The following is a 15,462-nucleotide window of genomic DNA, read 5'->3' as shown; positions in this document are numbered from 1 at the left end:
TTGTACATCCATGCACTAAAGACCAATGACCTATTCATTTGATCCTTATGCATAGTTATACGCAGCAAACATGCAGAACGTTCATGTCGTTTTTTTGTTATTTAACATTCATAATCTTGACTACCTTAGATTTATATAGAGCATCTTAACATTTCTTTACACTCTTAACATTTTTTAACATTAAACATTTATGCTTATTCCTTCTAAACATTTATAGTGCATCAAGGAGAACAATCATGGACAAAATATTATTAATCGATGATGACCCGGAACTTGGTGAACTTTTAGGAACTTACCTGCGAGACGAAGGATACACTCTGCACACAGAGTGCAATGCCTCCGAAGGATTGAAAAGATTCCGCAATGAAAGCTTCGACCTTATTCTTTTAGATATTATACTTCCTGATATCAGCGGCTTAAGCGTACTTGACCTCATTCGCTCCAAATCCAATGTTCCCGTTATTATGCTCACGGGTAAAGGTGATGAAGTTGACAGAGTGGTAGGTCTCGAGATGGGAGCTGATGACTACATTTGCAAACCTTTTCAATTGAGAGAACTGCTCGCACGCATGCGGGCTGCACTACGCAGATGCGCCATGGTAACCGAAGATTCAAAAAAATATGCAGGCTCAAGCCGGGGTAAAATTGTAGTTGGAGACATTGAGGTTAATCTGGATTCACAATCAGTCCTAGTTAACGGTGAAGATACTCACTTCACAGCTGCAGAATTCAGCATAATTGAGCACTTGTCAGCTAGCTGCGGCACATTAGTTGAACGTGATGCTCTTATGGAAAATGCTCTGGGACGAACAGTCGATTTCGACGATTATGTACTGAATGTTCACATGAGCAACCTGCGCCGCAAAATAGGTGAATCCGTAAGCATCAAAACAATTCGTGGACGCGGCTACATGATGACAGCTAAAAATCAGGCTGGCGCATGATTCATGTTCGTAAGGCAATCTTTGCCTTTTTCTTTTTATTTCTGATTTTCGCTGGCGGGATACATCCTTGCAACGCGGAAGCTGAAGTATTGGACTCCCCCTCACTAGAACAATTAGACCTCGAAGGACTTTTAGAAGTAGAAGTAATCTCCCCTACAAACAGAAAACAATCTCTCGAAAATATCGCTGGTTCCTACACAGTCCTTACCGAAGAAGACATAAAAGCCAGCGGGGCCATGTCCGTTCCTGAAGCATTGCGAGTTGTACCGGGAGTTCTCGTAACTCGCATGGACACAAACAAATGGGCTATTGGAATTCGTGGATTTAATGGAATGTTCAATAGCAAACAGCTTATTCTCATTGATAACCGCCCGATAACCTCTCCATTCTATTCAGAAGTAATCTGGTCAAATAATGACCTTCCTATTGAACTTGTGAAAAGGATTGAAGTTATTCGCGGCCCTTGGACCAGTCTATGGGGATCTGAGTCCTTAAACGGTGTAATCAAAATTATCACCAAATCAGCCAAAGAATTGAAAGGAACTCAAAGTGTCTCGGTAGTTGGAACAGACGGCGTAAATCAAATGATTCGACAAGGAGGCGAACTTTCGGACGAAAACAACTTTATGGTTTATGCGAAAGGAGGCTATGAATCTGGAAAATCCTATAAAGTTAAAGGAACTGCTCACAAGGGATCAAAAGATTTAGTTAAAGGGAATACCGGATTCAGATCAGATTGGCAGAATGCCTTCACCGACCAACTCACTCTTCAAGGCGATATATCCGCCTCCTCCATTAAAGAGCACTCTCCTCCGGGAACTCCCTTTTCCGCTAACAGAGAAAAAAAAGAATATGGAGGATATGCTCAGTTCACATGGGACAGAGCAACCGGAATAAATTCAGGAATGCAATTCCGCACCTCTTATACTCACTCCGCAACAACTTTCGATGACCTCAACGGGATTTCAAACACAGTTGATGCTGAGTTCCTTTATTCTGCTGAACAAATAGGAATGCACCTTATGACCTTTGGCGTCGGGGGCCGTTATTTCTGGGATTCATTTGAGCAGGGCAAACATGTCACTGTCCATAATGACCAGTTCAGCCGTATGGATGTCAGCGCTTTCGCACAAGACAAAATGACTCTGATCGAAGAAAGTCTTTTCCTCACGCTCGGCTTAAAACTGGACTATTCAGAAAAGGTAAACATTTCTCCTCAAGCAACAGCCAGACTTCTATATACTGCGGATAAAGATGAATATTGGATTGCCGCATCGCGTGCAACAAAAACGCCAAGCAACTGGGCTAGAGAGGGGCGATATGAAGTAAAATACAGAGGTGAGCGATACGAAATTGACACAACTAACGGTTTAGAATCAGAAGAACTTACATCATTTGAAGCCGGTTATCGTAGAATTTTCAGTGACAACCTTAAATTTGATCTTTCACTATATTTCAACAGCTATGATAAGCTGTTAACTCTCAGTTATGATAAAGACACAAGAATTGCGACACCAACCAGCTCTCTTTGCGGGCTGACATACGGAACAGAAGCATCTCTTGACTGGAAAGCTCTACCAAGACTAACCCTGCGCCCTTCAATAAGCTTGTCGAATCAAGATTTCACAGGATCGTCCATCGACAGTCCGGGGTTCGCCCCTCCGCTTAACAGCCCAATTTACAATGTAAAGCTTCAAGCTTTGATCAATCTTGCTGACAACTTAGATCTGGACCTTTTCACTTCATATCTTAACAGCATGGACGACAAGGATCTCTCCACAGGATTCAGTTTTGATGCTCGTCTAGCATGGCGTCCTGTAAACAACTTGTCTTTTGAGCTGATAGGATCAAGCCTTCTGTCCCCCATTAATGACGGGAACTTTGCACCGACTAAACCTTCAGGGTCTTTGAGGGTTATATGGGACTTCTAGGCAGGCACAAACTCCTGACGCCGATTTTTACGGCACTCCTAGCAGTCTTAATCCTTCTGTCATCCTCAATAGCAATGGCTGCTGACACAAAAAGAACTGCAACCAAAACACAACTACGTGCGTTGTTCATAAAAAAAATACCCAAATATGTCCTATGGCCTGAGCAAAGCAATTCAAAACATGGCAGACCGTACACGGTTGCAACCATTGATAAAGATGAACTGGTTCCTTTTTTTAATACACCTGACTCATTCAAGCTGGTGCGCTGGCCCGCTGAGAATTGTCAGGTCCTTTTTCTTGACAGCAAAAAGCCGCGTGTAATAGCGGCAATTATCAAACAAGTACAAGACAAACCCATCCTGACCATCGGACAAAATCCCGATTTTTTACGCATGGGCGGAATCATTAACCTTGTTGAATCCGGCTCAAGAATGAAACTGCAAGTTAATATCTGCGCGGCCCGTAAAGCGGGACTTACCATCAGTTCAAAACTACTTAAACTTTCTGAGATATATTGCGGAGATAAAACACAATGATTGGATTCCAGAATAGTATTGGGCGCAAGATAGGCGCGGCAATTCTGGGAACAACCGTTTCCGCTCTTGTCTTGACTATGACTTTAAATATCGCCACATTTTTTCATTCATATAGGCAGGCCACAGTACAAAAGGCCAATGGCCTTGCTAAGATTATAGCAACCTCTACAATTTCAGCTTTGGATTTTAATGATCCAGATTCAGCAAAAGAAGTCCTCGATTCACTTTCGCTTATTACAAATATTGTCGGGGCCACAATTTTTACATCGGCAGGCGATATTTTTGCATCTTTCGGAAAAAACACAGAATCACTACCCACGGAAGATGGCCCACAAGTTAATCTAAACACCTTTGCTGTGATTCAGCCCATTCAATCCGAAAACGAAACACTGGGATATATCGTGCTAGAAGGAACATTCTCTGATCAAGGAGAATGGTTCTACCACAACCTTGCGACCTCAGCACTTATACTCATTGCGGTCCTAGCGGCGTGCATAATAGCAGCCAACCATTTCCGAAAAAAAATTACAAAACCTATCGGCCAGCTGACAGATGCTGTTAGAGAAATTTCAGAGAATAAGGATTATTCTAAACGCGTTGCTTACAAAAGTAAGGATGAAATAGGTTATCTTGTCTCAGAATTCAATTCCATGCTTGGAAAAATTGAAACCCGCGATTCGTGGTTGAACAGCCATAGAGAAATGTTAGAAACAATAGTTTCCCAACGCACAAAAGAAGTTCGCGCCAAACAAAAACAGTTAAAAGAAAAGAACACCCAGCTTGTTAAACAAATTCATGAAAGACGCACCGCAGAAATGATCCGCGAAGAAGTGGAACGTATCAATCGGCACGACCTTAAATCTTCACTTAATTTGGTTATCGGCTATCCGGAACTACTGCTTAACAAGGGCAATCTAACCCCGGAACAAGGTAAATATATCAAGAGAATTGCAGCAGCGGGATACCGTATGCTCGACATGATTCAATTTCATCTCGATATGTTTAAAATGGAACAGGAAATATACACCCTTAAAACGATGCAAGTCGATCTCATCGAAATGCTATGTTCACTGGAAGAAGAAATGGCGCTCTTACTCAATCAGTCAGAGGTGTCGTTATCCATAATAATGAACAAGGAAGAGATAAACGGAGTGGAAGAAGTTCATATTAACGGAGAAATGGTTCTACTACGAACCATGTTTAGAAATCTGATTAAAAACGGTGTGGAAGGGTCTGTAAAAGGTGGAAGTGTATCCATTTCTGTCGAAAGCGATAAATCCTTTACAACCGTCAGCATAAGCAACAGCCTTCCCGTTCCAGTTGAAGTCCGTAATAGATTCTTCAACAAATACGTGACCGAGGGCAAAGAAGACGGAACAGGACTCGGAACGTACTCAGCTCAACTTATAGCGAAAACCCACAATGCATCAATATTTATGGAAACATCAGATGAAAAAGGTACGATTGTTTCTGCTAAATTTAAATCTATCACTGCAGATTGTTAAGAAAAATATGGCAGGATCAATCCTAAAAGGACACCCTGCGATACACATCCACAAAGATAACTACACCGGATTACTCCGACTGAAAACAAAGTGTACGTACAATATCCTGCGTCTGGCCACAGCCTTGGAGCAGGAGTTCGATCCCGTCCGAAGAATCAAAAGATTTCGGATGTTCATACCCTATTTTGTAGCCAATTTCCTATTTGGTCACAGCTTACTAGCCACCTTTTCCACGACAAAGACCATGGATGATGTCCGCCGATTGGCCAAAGAACACATCAGGCCGGACATGCCCTTAAACCAGTCTCCCAACATGAATTTGTACAATCTCTGAGCCAAAACAAAAAAAAACACAATGCGATAAAACATTGCGGGGCTTTACTTTTACTGGAGCCAACGATCAGAGTTGAACTGACGGTAATCCCCCCGAAAATTAATTGTTCTGAAAAGTAAATCTTAAAAAAACAGGCATTCCATGATCTTCCTCGAATCCAAATCCCTCATGCAATAGGAATTTTAACATAGAAGACACTCCCTATTCCTATACAGCTTTCAACTTCAATTTGTCCCTTGTGGGTATCAACAATCTGTTTGCAAATAGATAATCCCAAGCCACTTCCTCTTGTCTTTCTGGACCGCGCTTTATCAACTCGATAAAATCGTTTGAAAATATGTGCGAGTTCTTCTTGGGGAATTCCGATGCCGGTATCTCTTATTGTGATCACTGCTGAATTATTAACAGACTTTAATCCAACAGATATGACTCCACCTTTAGGTGTATATCTAATGGCATTGCTCAGTATATTAACCAACAATCTTCTCAGGCTGGATTTTTCTCCATAAACAAACACTTTGCCTAAAGAGCATAGCTTCAGAATCACCTCTTTTTCTCGGCAAAGAATGGCGATGTCATCACATACTGCACTAATAAACTCAGCCATATCAATCGATTTGAATTCAAGATGCTCCTTGCCTGCATCTGCTCTGGCAAGAGTTAACAGCTGGTTGATAACTAGGGACATTTCATTCGATTCTTGAGCAATTATCTCAAGAGCTTTTCGGTATGTTTCGGCGTCTCTTTCTTTTTCCAGCGTAAGTGTAGCCTCAGCTTGAATAACGGCAAGAGGAGCTCTAAGTTCATGCGAAGCATCAGCAGTAAATTCTGTTTGACGTTGAAATGCCCGCTCGATCCTGCCTATCATTTTATTTAGTACAGTAGAAAGCTCACCCAGCTCATCTTTTGTCTTGATCTTGATTCTCTGACTTAAATCGTGTTCTCCTATTTCCTGAGCTGTTTTAGTGATTTCTTTAACAGGATTAAATGCTTTTCGTGTAAGGAAAACACCTCCAAAGCCCGAAATCGCAATCGTAAGTGGAATGGCAGTAAGGAGTATGCGTAATAGTTGATCAATAGCTAGATTCATATCTTTTGTGGGTCTGGCTATTACCAGAGCAGCTGATTTAATTTCCACTGCTTGATTATTATGAAAAATGGATTTTTCGGGAAATCTTCCACCCCTAGGCTCAAGGCCATTCATTTTTTTCACAAAACGGTTCAAATGGATAACAGGATTAACAGGAGCATAGTGAGTTGCGAAGACTCTTACTTTTTCGTTGTTTATATAAGAAGTGGTAGAAAATATGCTTTCGCCTGAAAGAGCCTGATTAACGAGAGGCTTGCTTATGGGAACTTCATGTCCCTTGTGAGATATATGTGTCAGTTCACCATTTGTGTAAAAATAGATAGAGACAAACTCTCCTGCCTCTTCTTCAAATGTTCCACTGGCAATAATCGGAATAAGATCCTTGAAATCTGCGAGTTGCTTACCTCTGACTTTCAGCGAATCATCAAAATTTCTGTGTAACGTTCCTGAAAGTGTAAAATAAATTCCACTTCCTAAAAGAATCAAAAGAACACTGAGGATAGATAGGTACCAGAGAGTAAATTTAAACCTGATGGTATTTATTAAATTCATTACGACTTCATTCTATATCCAGCACCTCTAACGGTCTGAATAATTTGCTTGCCCTGCTCAGGGTCTATTTTCTGCCTTATTCTTCGGATATAGACATCCACTAAATTTGAGATGCTGTCCAAAGCATAATCCCAGGCATGAGATTCAATCATGGTACGGGTTACGACCGCATTTGGATTGCGCATTAGATATTCCAAAATGACATATTCCTTTGTCGTCAGTTCGATAGGTTCACTTTTCCAGTGAACCTCCCGACTCTTTGTATCGAGAACCAATTCTCCGACAGACAACTTGGACGACTTTGATGGGTTATCACGCCTTAAAAGAGCTCGTGCACGGGCTAAAAGCTCAGCAAACGCAAATGGTTTAGTGAGATAATCATCCGCTCCGGTATCAAGTCCTCTGACCCTATCTTCAACCGTGTCTCTGGCTGTCAACATAAGAATGGGAGTGGTAATATTTTTTCTTCGAAGGTCTTTGCAAATTTCTAAGCCGTCTTTGCTGGGCAGCATAATATCCAGGATAATCAAATCGTAGGAATGTGTATCTGCGTAACACTCACCTTCTTTTCCATCATAAGCACAATCAACAACATATGCATTCTCTTTAAGGCCCCGTTTCAGAACATCGCATAGTTTTCGATCATCATCGACAATAAGAATTTTCATATTACCTCCCGGACATTTATTGAAGGCAGTATATTTCACAAACATTAATAGAAAATGAATAAAAAAATATTTTTTATTCATGTGTAATTCATTTCCTAGGGTTCTTTTCTACCTGCAAGCTTATCGCTGCTGAGTACAGAAACTTTTCATTAAGGAAGTGATCATATGAAAAAACTGACATTCATAATTGTTGCTACAATTTTATCGATAAATTCTTATCAACTCAATGCATTTGCTGAAAAGCTAAGCTTTAAGGACTGCACAACTCTTACGAGCAATGAAAGTCAGTGTAAGGATTGTTGCGATTGTCTGGATGTCGATGCCGCTACCCGCCGCCAGTGTCGGCAGGCATGTACCGCAACTGACTTTCGCCTGAATTCCAGGACAATGGCCATGAAAGTTCCATCGATACTTGGCCCTGATGGTGATTACTCCGTTGCACTTAAAGCCACAACTGAGCAGGCCTGCAAGGAATATTGTGATGGATCAGATGAATTGGCTTGCGGAGACCGGCGTTATTGCCGCGATGCATGCAACGCAGCTTATTTTAAAAACTCTCCTGAAAGGAAGCATCGCTTTGGTAGTTTTGACAGGAACCATGACGGATTTCTAGATATAAATTAACATTGATTTTTTGTTCAAACAAACGGTCATATAAGGTTTTGTAATTATGCCATCTACACGAAAAATGATTGTGATGAAAACGCTAAAAAGCGGTGTGAATCTTTTAAAGCTTTTGCTCATGGTTGGAGGTTTTCTTTTTCTAGTCCAATATGCACAGAATAATTGGGTGGAATCTTCGCTTCGGGACCATTCTGAAGCCCTGAGTTATCGGCTGGAAAAAATCAAAAGATGCGACATGGAAAATACGATTTCCTGTACCGGAACTATTGCTGCAGTTGGAACTGTTGAGGTCGGAACGCAAGTCTCCGGCACGATAAAAAAAGTACTGGTCGATTATAATGATCAGGTGAAAGAAGGTCAGATTCTGGCTGAACTTGATCTGGACCTGTTCAAAGCTGCCGTGGACATCGCCAGAGCCTCCGTTCTCAGTTCAAAGGCTATCTATAAACAGGCCGCAGCAGACTATGAAAGGAATAAACCTTTATACAAAGAGGGACATCTCTCAACTCACGAGCTGCTTGTCTATGAGACGGAAAGGGACATTGCAAAGGCGCAGATCCTGTCAGCAAAGGCCGCTGTGAAAAGTGCCGAGACAAATCTTGAAAATGCACAGATCAAGTCTCCCATTGATGGCGTTATTCTCGAACGGAACATCGATGTAGGCCAGACCGTAGCAGCCAGCTATAGCACGCCGACTCTTTTTATTATTGCTGAAGATCTATCAGACATGGAGATTGAAGCCAATGTGGATGAAAGCGATGTAGGAATAGTGAAGAAGGGGCAGCAGGTTAAATTTTCTGTTCAATCTTATCCCGACGCGATTTTCTTCGGAACAGTGAGTCAGATTCAGTTGAACCCTACCGAAACTTCCGATGTTGTTACCTACACTGTAATTGTGGATGCGCCCAATAAAGAAGGTAAACTTCTACCCGGAATGACTGCTACTGCGGATTTTTGTGTAGAAAAAGCTAAAAATGAACTGGTGGTGCCGAACGCTGCCTTATATTTCACACTTGGCGTTCATGACAAAGCAGAAACCCCCGGAATCTATATTCTTGAAAAGGGAATTCCTAAACGGGTTTCTGTCAGCCTCGGCATGACTACAAATACGGGCACGGTGATAAAAGATACCGAGCTGACAGCTGGTGAGTCTGTAATTATCGGTAAGAATATTAACAAAACAAAAAGCTCTAAGGGGTTTTTAACAAAGATTTTACCCAGCAGACCAAAGCGCGGCCCGAAAATGTAATCCTCTTGATTTTTAAGGAATTGTAAATGGAACTAATCCAACTCAAAGACATTACAAAAACATTTCACCTTGGCGGGGAAACCGTCCGGGCTCTTGATGACATTACTCTCACTATCCCAAGAGGTGATTTCGTAGCAATAATTGGAACTTCAGGGTCTGGTAAGTCTACCCTGATGAACGTTTTAGGTTGTCTGGATAAGGCTGATCACGGGAAGTATTTGCTGGAAGGAATACCTGTAGAACAACTTGATAAAAATGCTCTGGCTGACATTCGCAATAAGAGAATCGGATTTGTGTTTCAAGGTTTCAATCTTCTTCCGAAAACAAGCGCTCTAGAAAATGTGCAACTGCCTTTAATTTACAGAAGGGGAGATCGGAAATATGATCCGCTTATAATGGCGGAAAAAGCTCTTGAAATGGTTGGGCTCGCAGACAGGATGCATCATGAACCCAACCAGCTTTCAGGGGGGCAGCAGCAACGCGTCGCTATTGCCAGAGCCTTGGTGACTCAACCTGCAATTATTCTGGCTGATGAACCGACAGGGAATTTAGACAGCCGGACTACTGAAGAGATCCTCTCTCTTTTTCAAAAACTTAATGCAAATGGCATCACAATTATTCTTGTCACCCATGAAATGGAAGTTGCTGAACATGCAAAGCGTATTGTGGAATTCAGGGACGGACGCATAATTAATAAATATAAAGTACCTAATCGGCGTTGTGCCCTGCAGAATGAAATCCTTTAGAAGCGGAAATACCCTCTATGAGATTCAGACAGTTTGTAATTGTTGCATTTAGAAGTATTACTCGAAACAGGATGAGAAGCCTGCTCACCATGCTGGGAATTATTATCGGACTTGCCTCGGTTATCGCCTTGGTTGCACTAGGCAAGGGGTCTCAGGCAGACATCAAGGATAAGATATCCAGTCTAGGCACAAATCTAATTATGGTTAAGCCGGGCAGCACCATGTCTCATGGAGTAAAAGGTGGAGCTGGTAGCCGAAGCTGTCTGAGTATGGATGATGTTGTGGCTATCTCTAATTTTGCTCCAAATGTGGGCCATGTTTCTCCCGTTATAAGGGTTTCAGGACAGGTTATTGCTGGGAGTGAAAACTGGAGTACAACTATTGAGGGAGTGGATGTCAGTTACCCTATTATCCGCAATTACGAAGTAGCCTTAGGTTCTTTTTTTACTTCCAGAGATATAAAAGTAAAAGCCAAAGTTGCGGTTCTAGGACAAACCGTTGTGGATGAGCTCTTTTACGGACAAAATCCGGTGGGGATGCGAATTAGGATCGGAGCCATTCCCTTTGATGTTGTCGGAGTTCTTTCTGAAAAAGGGCAATCCGCCATGGGAAATGATCAGGATGATATAATATTTGTCCCCTCTACAACCGCTCTTTATCGTATGAGCGACGGCGAGACAGTTCATGATATTATGGCCAGTGCTGTTTCAGAGTCATCCCTTGATCTGGCTCAGTCTGAAATCGAAAATGTTCTTCGTAAGACTCATCGTATTAGTTCAGATGATGAAGATGATTTTGAAATCCGCAACCAAACGGAAATTGTCAGTATGGCCACTCAAGTGACAAGTACCCTGACCATCCTGCTAAGTACTGTCGCCGGTGTTTCTCTTTTAGTCGGTGGCATCGGGGTCATGAATATTATGCTGGTTTCTGTCACCGAGAGAACCCGTGAAATTGGCATTCTTCTCGCGATAGGTGCCAGAAGCTCAGATATTTTGACACAATTTCTTCTCGAAGCGGTTATCCTCAGTCTTTCAGGCGGTATTATCGGTATTTTAACAGGCTTAGGTATTGCCATTGGACTGGGGTCTACTTTGGGTATCCATGCCGTGTTTGATCCATTTATGATGTTTGCCAGTGTCGTATTTACAGTGATTATCGGGGTGTTTTTTGGTTATTATCCCGCGCAAAAAGCATCTAGGCTCAACCCCATAGACGCAATGAGATATGATTAAATGCTATTATCATTTATGGCTTTTCAGAATTTTCGGTACGCAATGCACACTTCTAATCCCGTAACGCCTCTTTATGTGAAAAATTACAGGTAAATTTTATGCGCAATATGGTTATATATATATGTCTGATTCCCTTCCTTCTCAGTGGTTGCGGATCTTTTCTGCAGACTGAGTACATTCCACCCGAGGTAACTATTCCCAAAAGTTGGAATTCTACAGGAAACAGTACCTCTGAAATTTCCTTATCTGCTGCAAAATGGGCGGAAAGTTTTGAAGATGCGTCACTTACAAAACTGGTTAAGCTGGTGCTGGAACGTAACAATGATCTTGCTGCAGCTGGATTTCGGGTCAGACAGGCCCAGTTACAGGCGGGGCTTGCCTACAATGACATGTTACCACAGCTTTCAGGTGCTGTCGGCGGCGTCAATACTAAATATTTTGATAAAAGCGGTTTTGCCAATTCATATGTCGGAGGCTTTAACATTAGCTATGAAGCTGATCTGTGGGGCAAACTTTCCCGCACCCGTGACGCGGCCATGTGGGAAGCAGTTGCAAGTAATGAAGACCGCATGAGCACAGCCCTATCTCTGGTGGGTACGACTATGAAGCTTTACTGGAGTATAGCTTATAGCAATGTGCGCATTGATTTGTGCAGGAGTAATATTCAGTCTTCCGAGAAGACTCTAAAACGAATACTAGCTCAGCAACGCTACGGTTCAGCATCGAAACTGGAAGTCAACAAGGCCAAGCAGGAATTGACCATCCAGCAGGCTAAATATTATTCTTATATGCAGAAGAGGCAGGAAAATATAAGTTCTCTGACGATCCTTTTTGACCTGCCTCCAGGGAAAATTATGGCCGACCCTAAGAATCTTATCAGGTCCACTCTTCCAGTGATTCCTGCCGGACTCCCTGTGGAGTTATTATCCCGCCGTCCGGATCTGCGTGCAGCTGAATCACGTTTACGCAAATTGTTGGCTAATACCGATGCAGCTAAAGCCAGCTTTTACCCGACCTTGTCGTTGACCGGCAGTCTCGGTGGGTCAAGTGCTGAACTTGCTAATATGCTGGATAACCCTTTTGCTGCCCTTGCTTCAGGCATCGCGTTTCCGTTCCTCAACTTGTACAAATTGGAATTGAACCTCGATCAATCCACGGCCGAATATGATGAAGCCGTGGTCTCTTTTAAACAAACACTGTACGAAGCAATGAAAGAAGTAGGGGATTCCCTTTCCAATCGTAAAAATCTAGCTGACAAGTGCAAGTATCTTATGGAGAATCTTGAAGCAGCCCGCAAGGTCGAAAATATATATGAGGTCCGTTACAGGTCAGGGTCAGGAACTTTTAAGGACTGGATGGACGCGCAAGACACAAGGCGTACTGCTGAAGAAAGCCTGGCAGAAAATGTCTATGCACAATTGCTCAATTACGTGAACCTCTATCAGGCCCTTGGTGGGAATCCAGATCAGTATAATCCGGTTAAAAAAGGAAATCCAGCATGAGAGATTTATGGAAGTTGGAAAATTTACAGCACAACAAAACACTGTTAATACTACTACTTACAAATAAAGCGATCAAGAACAAATCAACATCCTACCGATTACGAATTGGTCGCCCCGATTGCTGAGCCTCGCAGAAGACGCACTCAAAGGTAGGCTAGCACTTATCCCACCAGCCCATCCAAGTAGTCAGCCCACTCCTGCATCATCTTATGACGTTCATCTAAGTACTCAGCACGATTGTAAGCATCCCGAACCTTATTTCCCTCACCGTGGGCCAATTGACGCTCTATGACGTCTGGCATGTACTTTAATTCCTCATTTAGACGGGTACTCGCTGTTGTCCTGAACCCGTGGCAGCACATTTCATCCTTTGTGTACCCCATGCGCCGCAAGGCCTGATTTATGGTATTCTCGCTTAGTATCCCTTCCTTACTACGGTCGCTGTGAAAAACATATTTATTATGCCCTGTCACAAGTTGGGTTTTCTTTAGTATATCTATGACCTGTGTGGAGAGTGGAACAATGTGAGGTCGCGGAGCTTTCATTTTATGAGCGGGAATTTGCCACTCGCTTGCTTCCCAATCAATTTCTGACCACTCAGCGCTGCGTAATTCCCGAGAGCGTACAAAAGTATACGGAATAAATTTTAATGCCTGTGCAACACTAAAAGTTCCTTTGAAATCTTTTATCTTCCGCAGAAGTTTTTTAATCTCCGCAGGTTTCGTTATAGCAGGAAAATGTTTAACACGTTTTGATGCGGGAATGAGTAACGCTTTGGTATCACTGGCAGGGTTACTCAATTCAGGATTTGATACGCGAGCATAGTTAAAAATATGTACGCAAGTTAAATTAACTCGCTTGGCTGTCTCATGCAAATTCATGGCTTCCAAACGCTCAAGGAGCGTTACCATGTCTTTATTCGTGATTTCAAAAATGGATTTATCAGCCATGAAAGGAAATACATGATTCACGAGTCTGCCGTATATGGTCTGCCTGTCTTTTTTGTTTGCAAGAGTTAATGATTTTTTCGCAAACCATTTATCTGCAATAGATTTAAAACTATAACTGCCGTCTACCTTCGCCTTCTGCTCTTGTCGCTCTTGGGATGGATCTAATCCTTTCGCTAGAGACTGGCGCATCTCAAACACTCGATTGCGAGCATCTTTTAAATTTACTTCTGGATACAACCCTAAAGAGAGCATTTTTGCTTTGCGATTAAATTGATAGCGGAGCCGCCACCTTTTAGACCCGTTAGGAGTAATTTCTAAACAAAGACCGTTGTTGTCGGAGATTCGGTATAGCTTCTTCTTGGGCTTGGATGATTCAATTTGTTTTATAGTTAAAGGCATTTAAGAATCCATGCGTTAAAAGTTGAGTAACATTTTAGCCAAAAAACTGGTTACTCAAACTCTTACTCAATAAAAAGGTCTGTATCAACCTACCCCATGGAATCTCGTGAAACCTAGAAAACAAAAAAGCCCTGCGTTAGCAGGGCTTTAGGCACTTCCTGAAATGAAGTGAATATGAAATATGGCGGAGAGGGAGGGATTCGAACCCCCGGAAGGCTCACACCTTCAATAGTTTTCAAGACTACCGCGTTCAACCGGACTCTGCCACCTCTCCAAACGCAAAATGAACCTTCTCGATATCGCCCAGAATGTCAACCATTTTTTATAAAAAACAACTAAAATAACCATTTTTGAGCTTATAATAAATGGCTTCACAGAAAAAATTCAAAAAAAGGACTAGATTTAGAAATCTCGGCTTATATTTAAGCGGTTACTGCTCAGAACAAAATCGATTATAAAAATATATCACGAGAAGAAAGCTCTTCGCCGTACGCTCTGAGTTCCGTAAGGGATCTTAGCCCCAGCTTTTTCATTAAATTTGCGCGATGCTTTTCTACGGTCTTAACGCTTATAATCAAAATGTCGGCAATTTCACGATTTTTGTAGCCCGCTAGAATGTTTTTCAAAACTTCTCTTTCCCGCTTAGTCAGCGCGTCAAGCTTGTCGCAACTTTCCCCGCGCCCTTTCTGCAAAAACCCTTTAGCCACTTCTGCGGATATTCCCGGTGCAAGATAAACTTTACCTTCCATCACAGTACGAATAGCCATCACCAACTCTTCGCTGGTTGAATTTTTGAGGACATACCCACAGGCTCCGGCATCGAGCGCCAAAAAAACGTGCTCCGCATCAACATGAGCTGTAAGAGCCAGTAACTTGATCCGCCCATCATCTTTTGTAAGCTCCTGAATCGCCTGAACACCGCTTTTAACCGGCATAGACAAATCCATGAGCACAACATCAGGATTCAATCGTTTACACAGACGAACAGCCTCAAGACCATTCTCAGCCATACCCAAGACATTGATTCCGTCCTGAGCCTTCAGAATGTTCTTCAACCCTTCTCTGACTAACGCATGGTCATCAACAATGATTATACCGACGAGATTAGGCATTTACCCTCTAACGAGTTACAAACCGCCAATTATTATTAAAAAAAAACAAAGCACCGCGAAGTTGCACTGGTAAGATATAGCATAC

General features: G+C 42.3%; 13 protein-coding genes and 1 tRNA gene. 9 read left to right on the top strand and 5 right to left on the bottom strand.

What is annotated here, in order from left to right; all coding sequences use genetic code 11:
- Positions 1 to 236 precede the first annotated feature (236 nt).
- The 4 genes from BLT41_RS13845 to BLT41_RS13830 are packed head-to-tail and all read left to right on the top strand — an operon-like array spanning position 237 to position 4,916.
- On the top strand, positions 237 to 944 hold the full coding sequence (locus BLT41_RS13845; RefSeq protein WP_092162162.1) for a response regulator transcription factor: 708 nt from the start codon (positions 237 to 239) through the stop codon (positions 942 to 944).
- Positions 941 to 2,875, top strand: a complete 1,935-nt coding sequence (locus BLT41_RS13840; protein ID WP_092162161.1) for a TonB-dependent receptor plug domain-containing protein — start codon at positions 941 to 943, stop codon at positions 2,873 to 2,875. Before BLT41_RS13845 ends, BLT41_RS13840 begins: the two co-directional genes overlap by 4 nt.
- Entirely contained in the window at positions 2,863 to 3,411 is a 549-nt protein-coding gene (locus BLT41_RS13835; protein WP_092162160.1) for a YfiR family protein, read from the top strand. The genes BLT41_RS13840 and BLT41_RS13835 overlap by 13 nt, the downstream gene beginning before the upstream one ends.
- Positions 3,408 to 4,916, top strand: coding sequence for a CHASE sensor domain-containing protein (locus BLT41_RS13830; protein ID WP_092162159.1), 1,509 nt, complete (start codon positions 3,408 to 3,410; stop codon positions 4,914 to 4,916). Before BLT41_RS13835 ends, BLT41_RS13830 begins: the two co-directional genes overlap by 4 nt.
- Before the next feature lie 500 nt (positions 4,917 to 5,416).
- On the opposite strand, the gene BLT41_RS13820 is transcribed toward BLT41_RS13830, so the two are convergent.
- On the bottom strand, positions 5,417 to 6,892 hold the full coding sequence (locus BLT41_RS13820; protein WP_092162158.1) for a sensor histidine kinase: 1,476 nt from the start codon (positions 6,890 to 6,892) through the stop codon (positions 5,417 to 5,419).
- Positions 6,892 to 7,560: a response regulator transcription factor gene (locus BLT41_RS13815; protein ID WP_092162455.1), complete on the bottom strand. Its 669-nt coding sequence runs from the start codon at positions 7,558 to 7,560 to the stop codon at positions 6,892 to 6,894. Before BLT41_RS13815 ends, BLT41_RS13820 begins: the two co-directional genes overlap by 1 nt.
- Positions 7,561 to 7,725: 165 nt before the next feature.
- Here BLT41_RS13815 and BLT41_RS13810 point away from each other — a divergent pair, with 165 nt between their 5' ends.
- From BLT41_RS13810 to BLT41_RS13790, 5 genes are all read left to right on the top strand, one after another.
- On the top strand, positions 7,726 to 8,184 hold the full coding sequence (locus tag BLT41_RS13810; RefSeq protein ID WP_092162157.1) for a hypothetical protein: 459 nt from the start codon (positions 7,726 to 7,728) through the stop codon (positions 8,182 to 8,184).
- Between the two features lie 46 nt (positions 8,185 to 8,230).
- Positions 8,231 to 9,433, top strand: a complete 1,203-nt coding sequence (locus BLT41_RS13805; RefSeq protein WP_211477664.1) for an efflux RND transporter periplasmic adaptor subunit — start codon at positions 8,231 to 8,233, stop codon at positions 9,431 to 9,433.
- A 26-nt stretch (positions 9,434 to 9,459) separates the two neighbouring features.
- The gene (locus tag BLT41_RS13800) at positions 9,460 to 10,179 is read left to right on the top strand and encodes an ABC transporter ATP-binding protein (RefSeq protein WP_092162156.1); all 720 of its coding nucleotides are present in this window, start codon (positions 9,460 to 9,462) and stop codon (positions 10,177 to 10,179) included.
- A gap of 17 nt (positions 10,180 to 10,196) precedes the next feature.
- Complete coding sequence (locus BLT41_RS13795) at positions 10,197 to 11,414, top strand: ABC transporter permease (RefSeq protein ID WP_092162155.1); 1,218 nt, start codon at positions 10,197 to 10,199, stop codon at positions 11,412 to 11,414.
- A gap of 98 nt (positions 11,415 to 11,512) precedes the next feature.
- Positions 11,513 to 12,916: an efflux transporter outer membrane subunit gene (locus BLT41_RS13790; protein ID WP_092162154.1), complete on the top strand. Its 1,404-nt coding sequence runs from the start codon at positions 11,513 to 11,515 to the stop codon at positions 12,914 to 12,916.
- A 161-nt stretch (positions 12,917 to 13,077) separates the two neighbouring features.
- Here the strand turns inward: BLT41_RS13790 and BLT41_RS13785 are convergent, their stop codons facing one another.
- From BLT41_RS13785 to BLT41_RS13775, 3 genes are all read right to left on the bottom strand, one after another.
- Complete coding sequence (locus BLT41_RS13785; RefSeq protein WP_092162153.1) at positions 13,078 to 14,265, bottom strand: tyrosine-type recombinase/integrase; 1,188 nt, start codon at positions 14,263 to 14,265, stop codon at positions 13,078 to 13,080.
- 182 nt (positions 14,266 to 14,447) lie between these two features.
- A tRNA-Ser gene (locus BLT41_RS13780) sits at positions 14,448 to 14,539 on the bottom strand.
- A 178-nt stretch (positions 14,540 to 14,717) separates the two neighbouring features.
- Positions 14,718 to 15,377 (bottom strand): response regulator, encoded by a 660-nt coding sequence (locus BLT41_RS13775; RefSeq protein WP_092162152.1) that lies wholly within the window; start codon positions 15,375 to 15,377, stop codon positions 14,718 to 14,720.
- Positions 15,378 to 15,462 lie beyond the last annotated feature (85 nt).

The sequence above is a fragment of the Maridesulfovibrio ferrireducens genome (assembly GCF_900101105.1).
In the GTDB taxonomy this organism is placed as follows: domain Bacteria; phylum Desulfobacterota; class Desulfovibrionia; order Desulfovibrionales; family Desulfovibrionaceae; genus Maridesulfovibrio; species Maridesulfovibrio ferrireducens.
The sequence above is the reverse complement of the archived record's forward strand: the minus strand, read 5'-3'. Positions and strand labels throughout refer to the sequence as shown.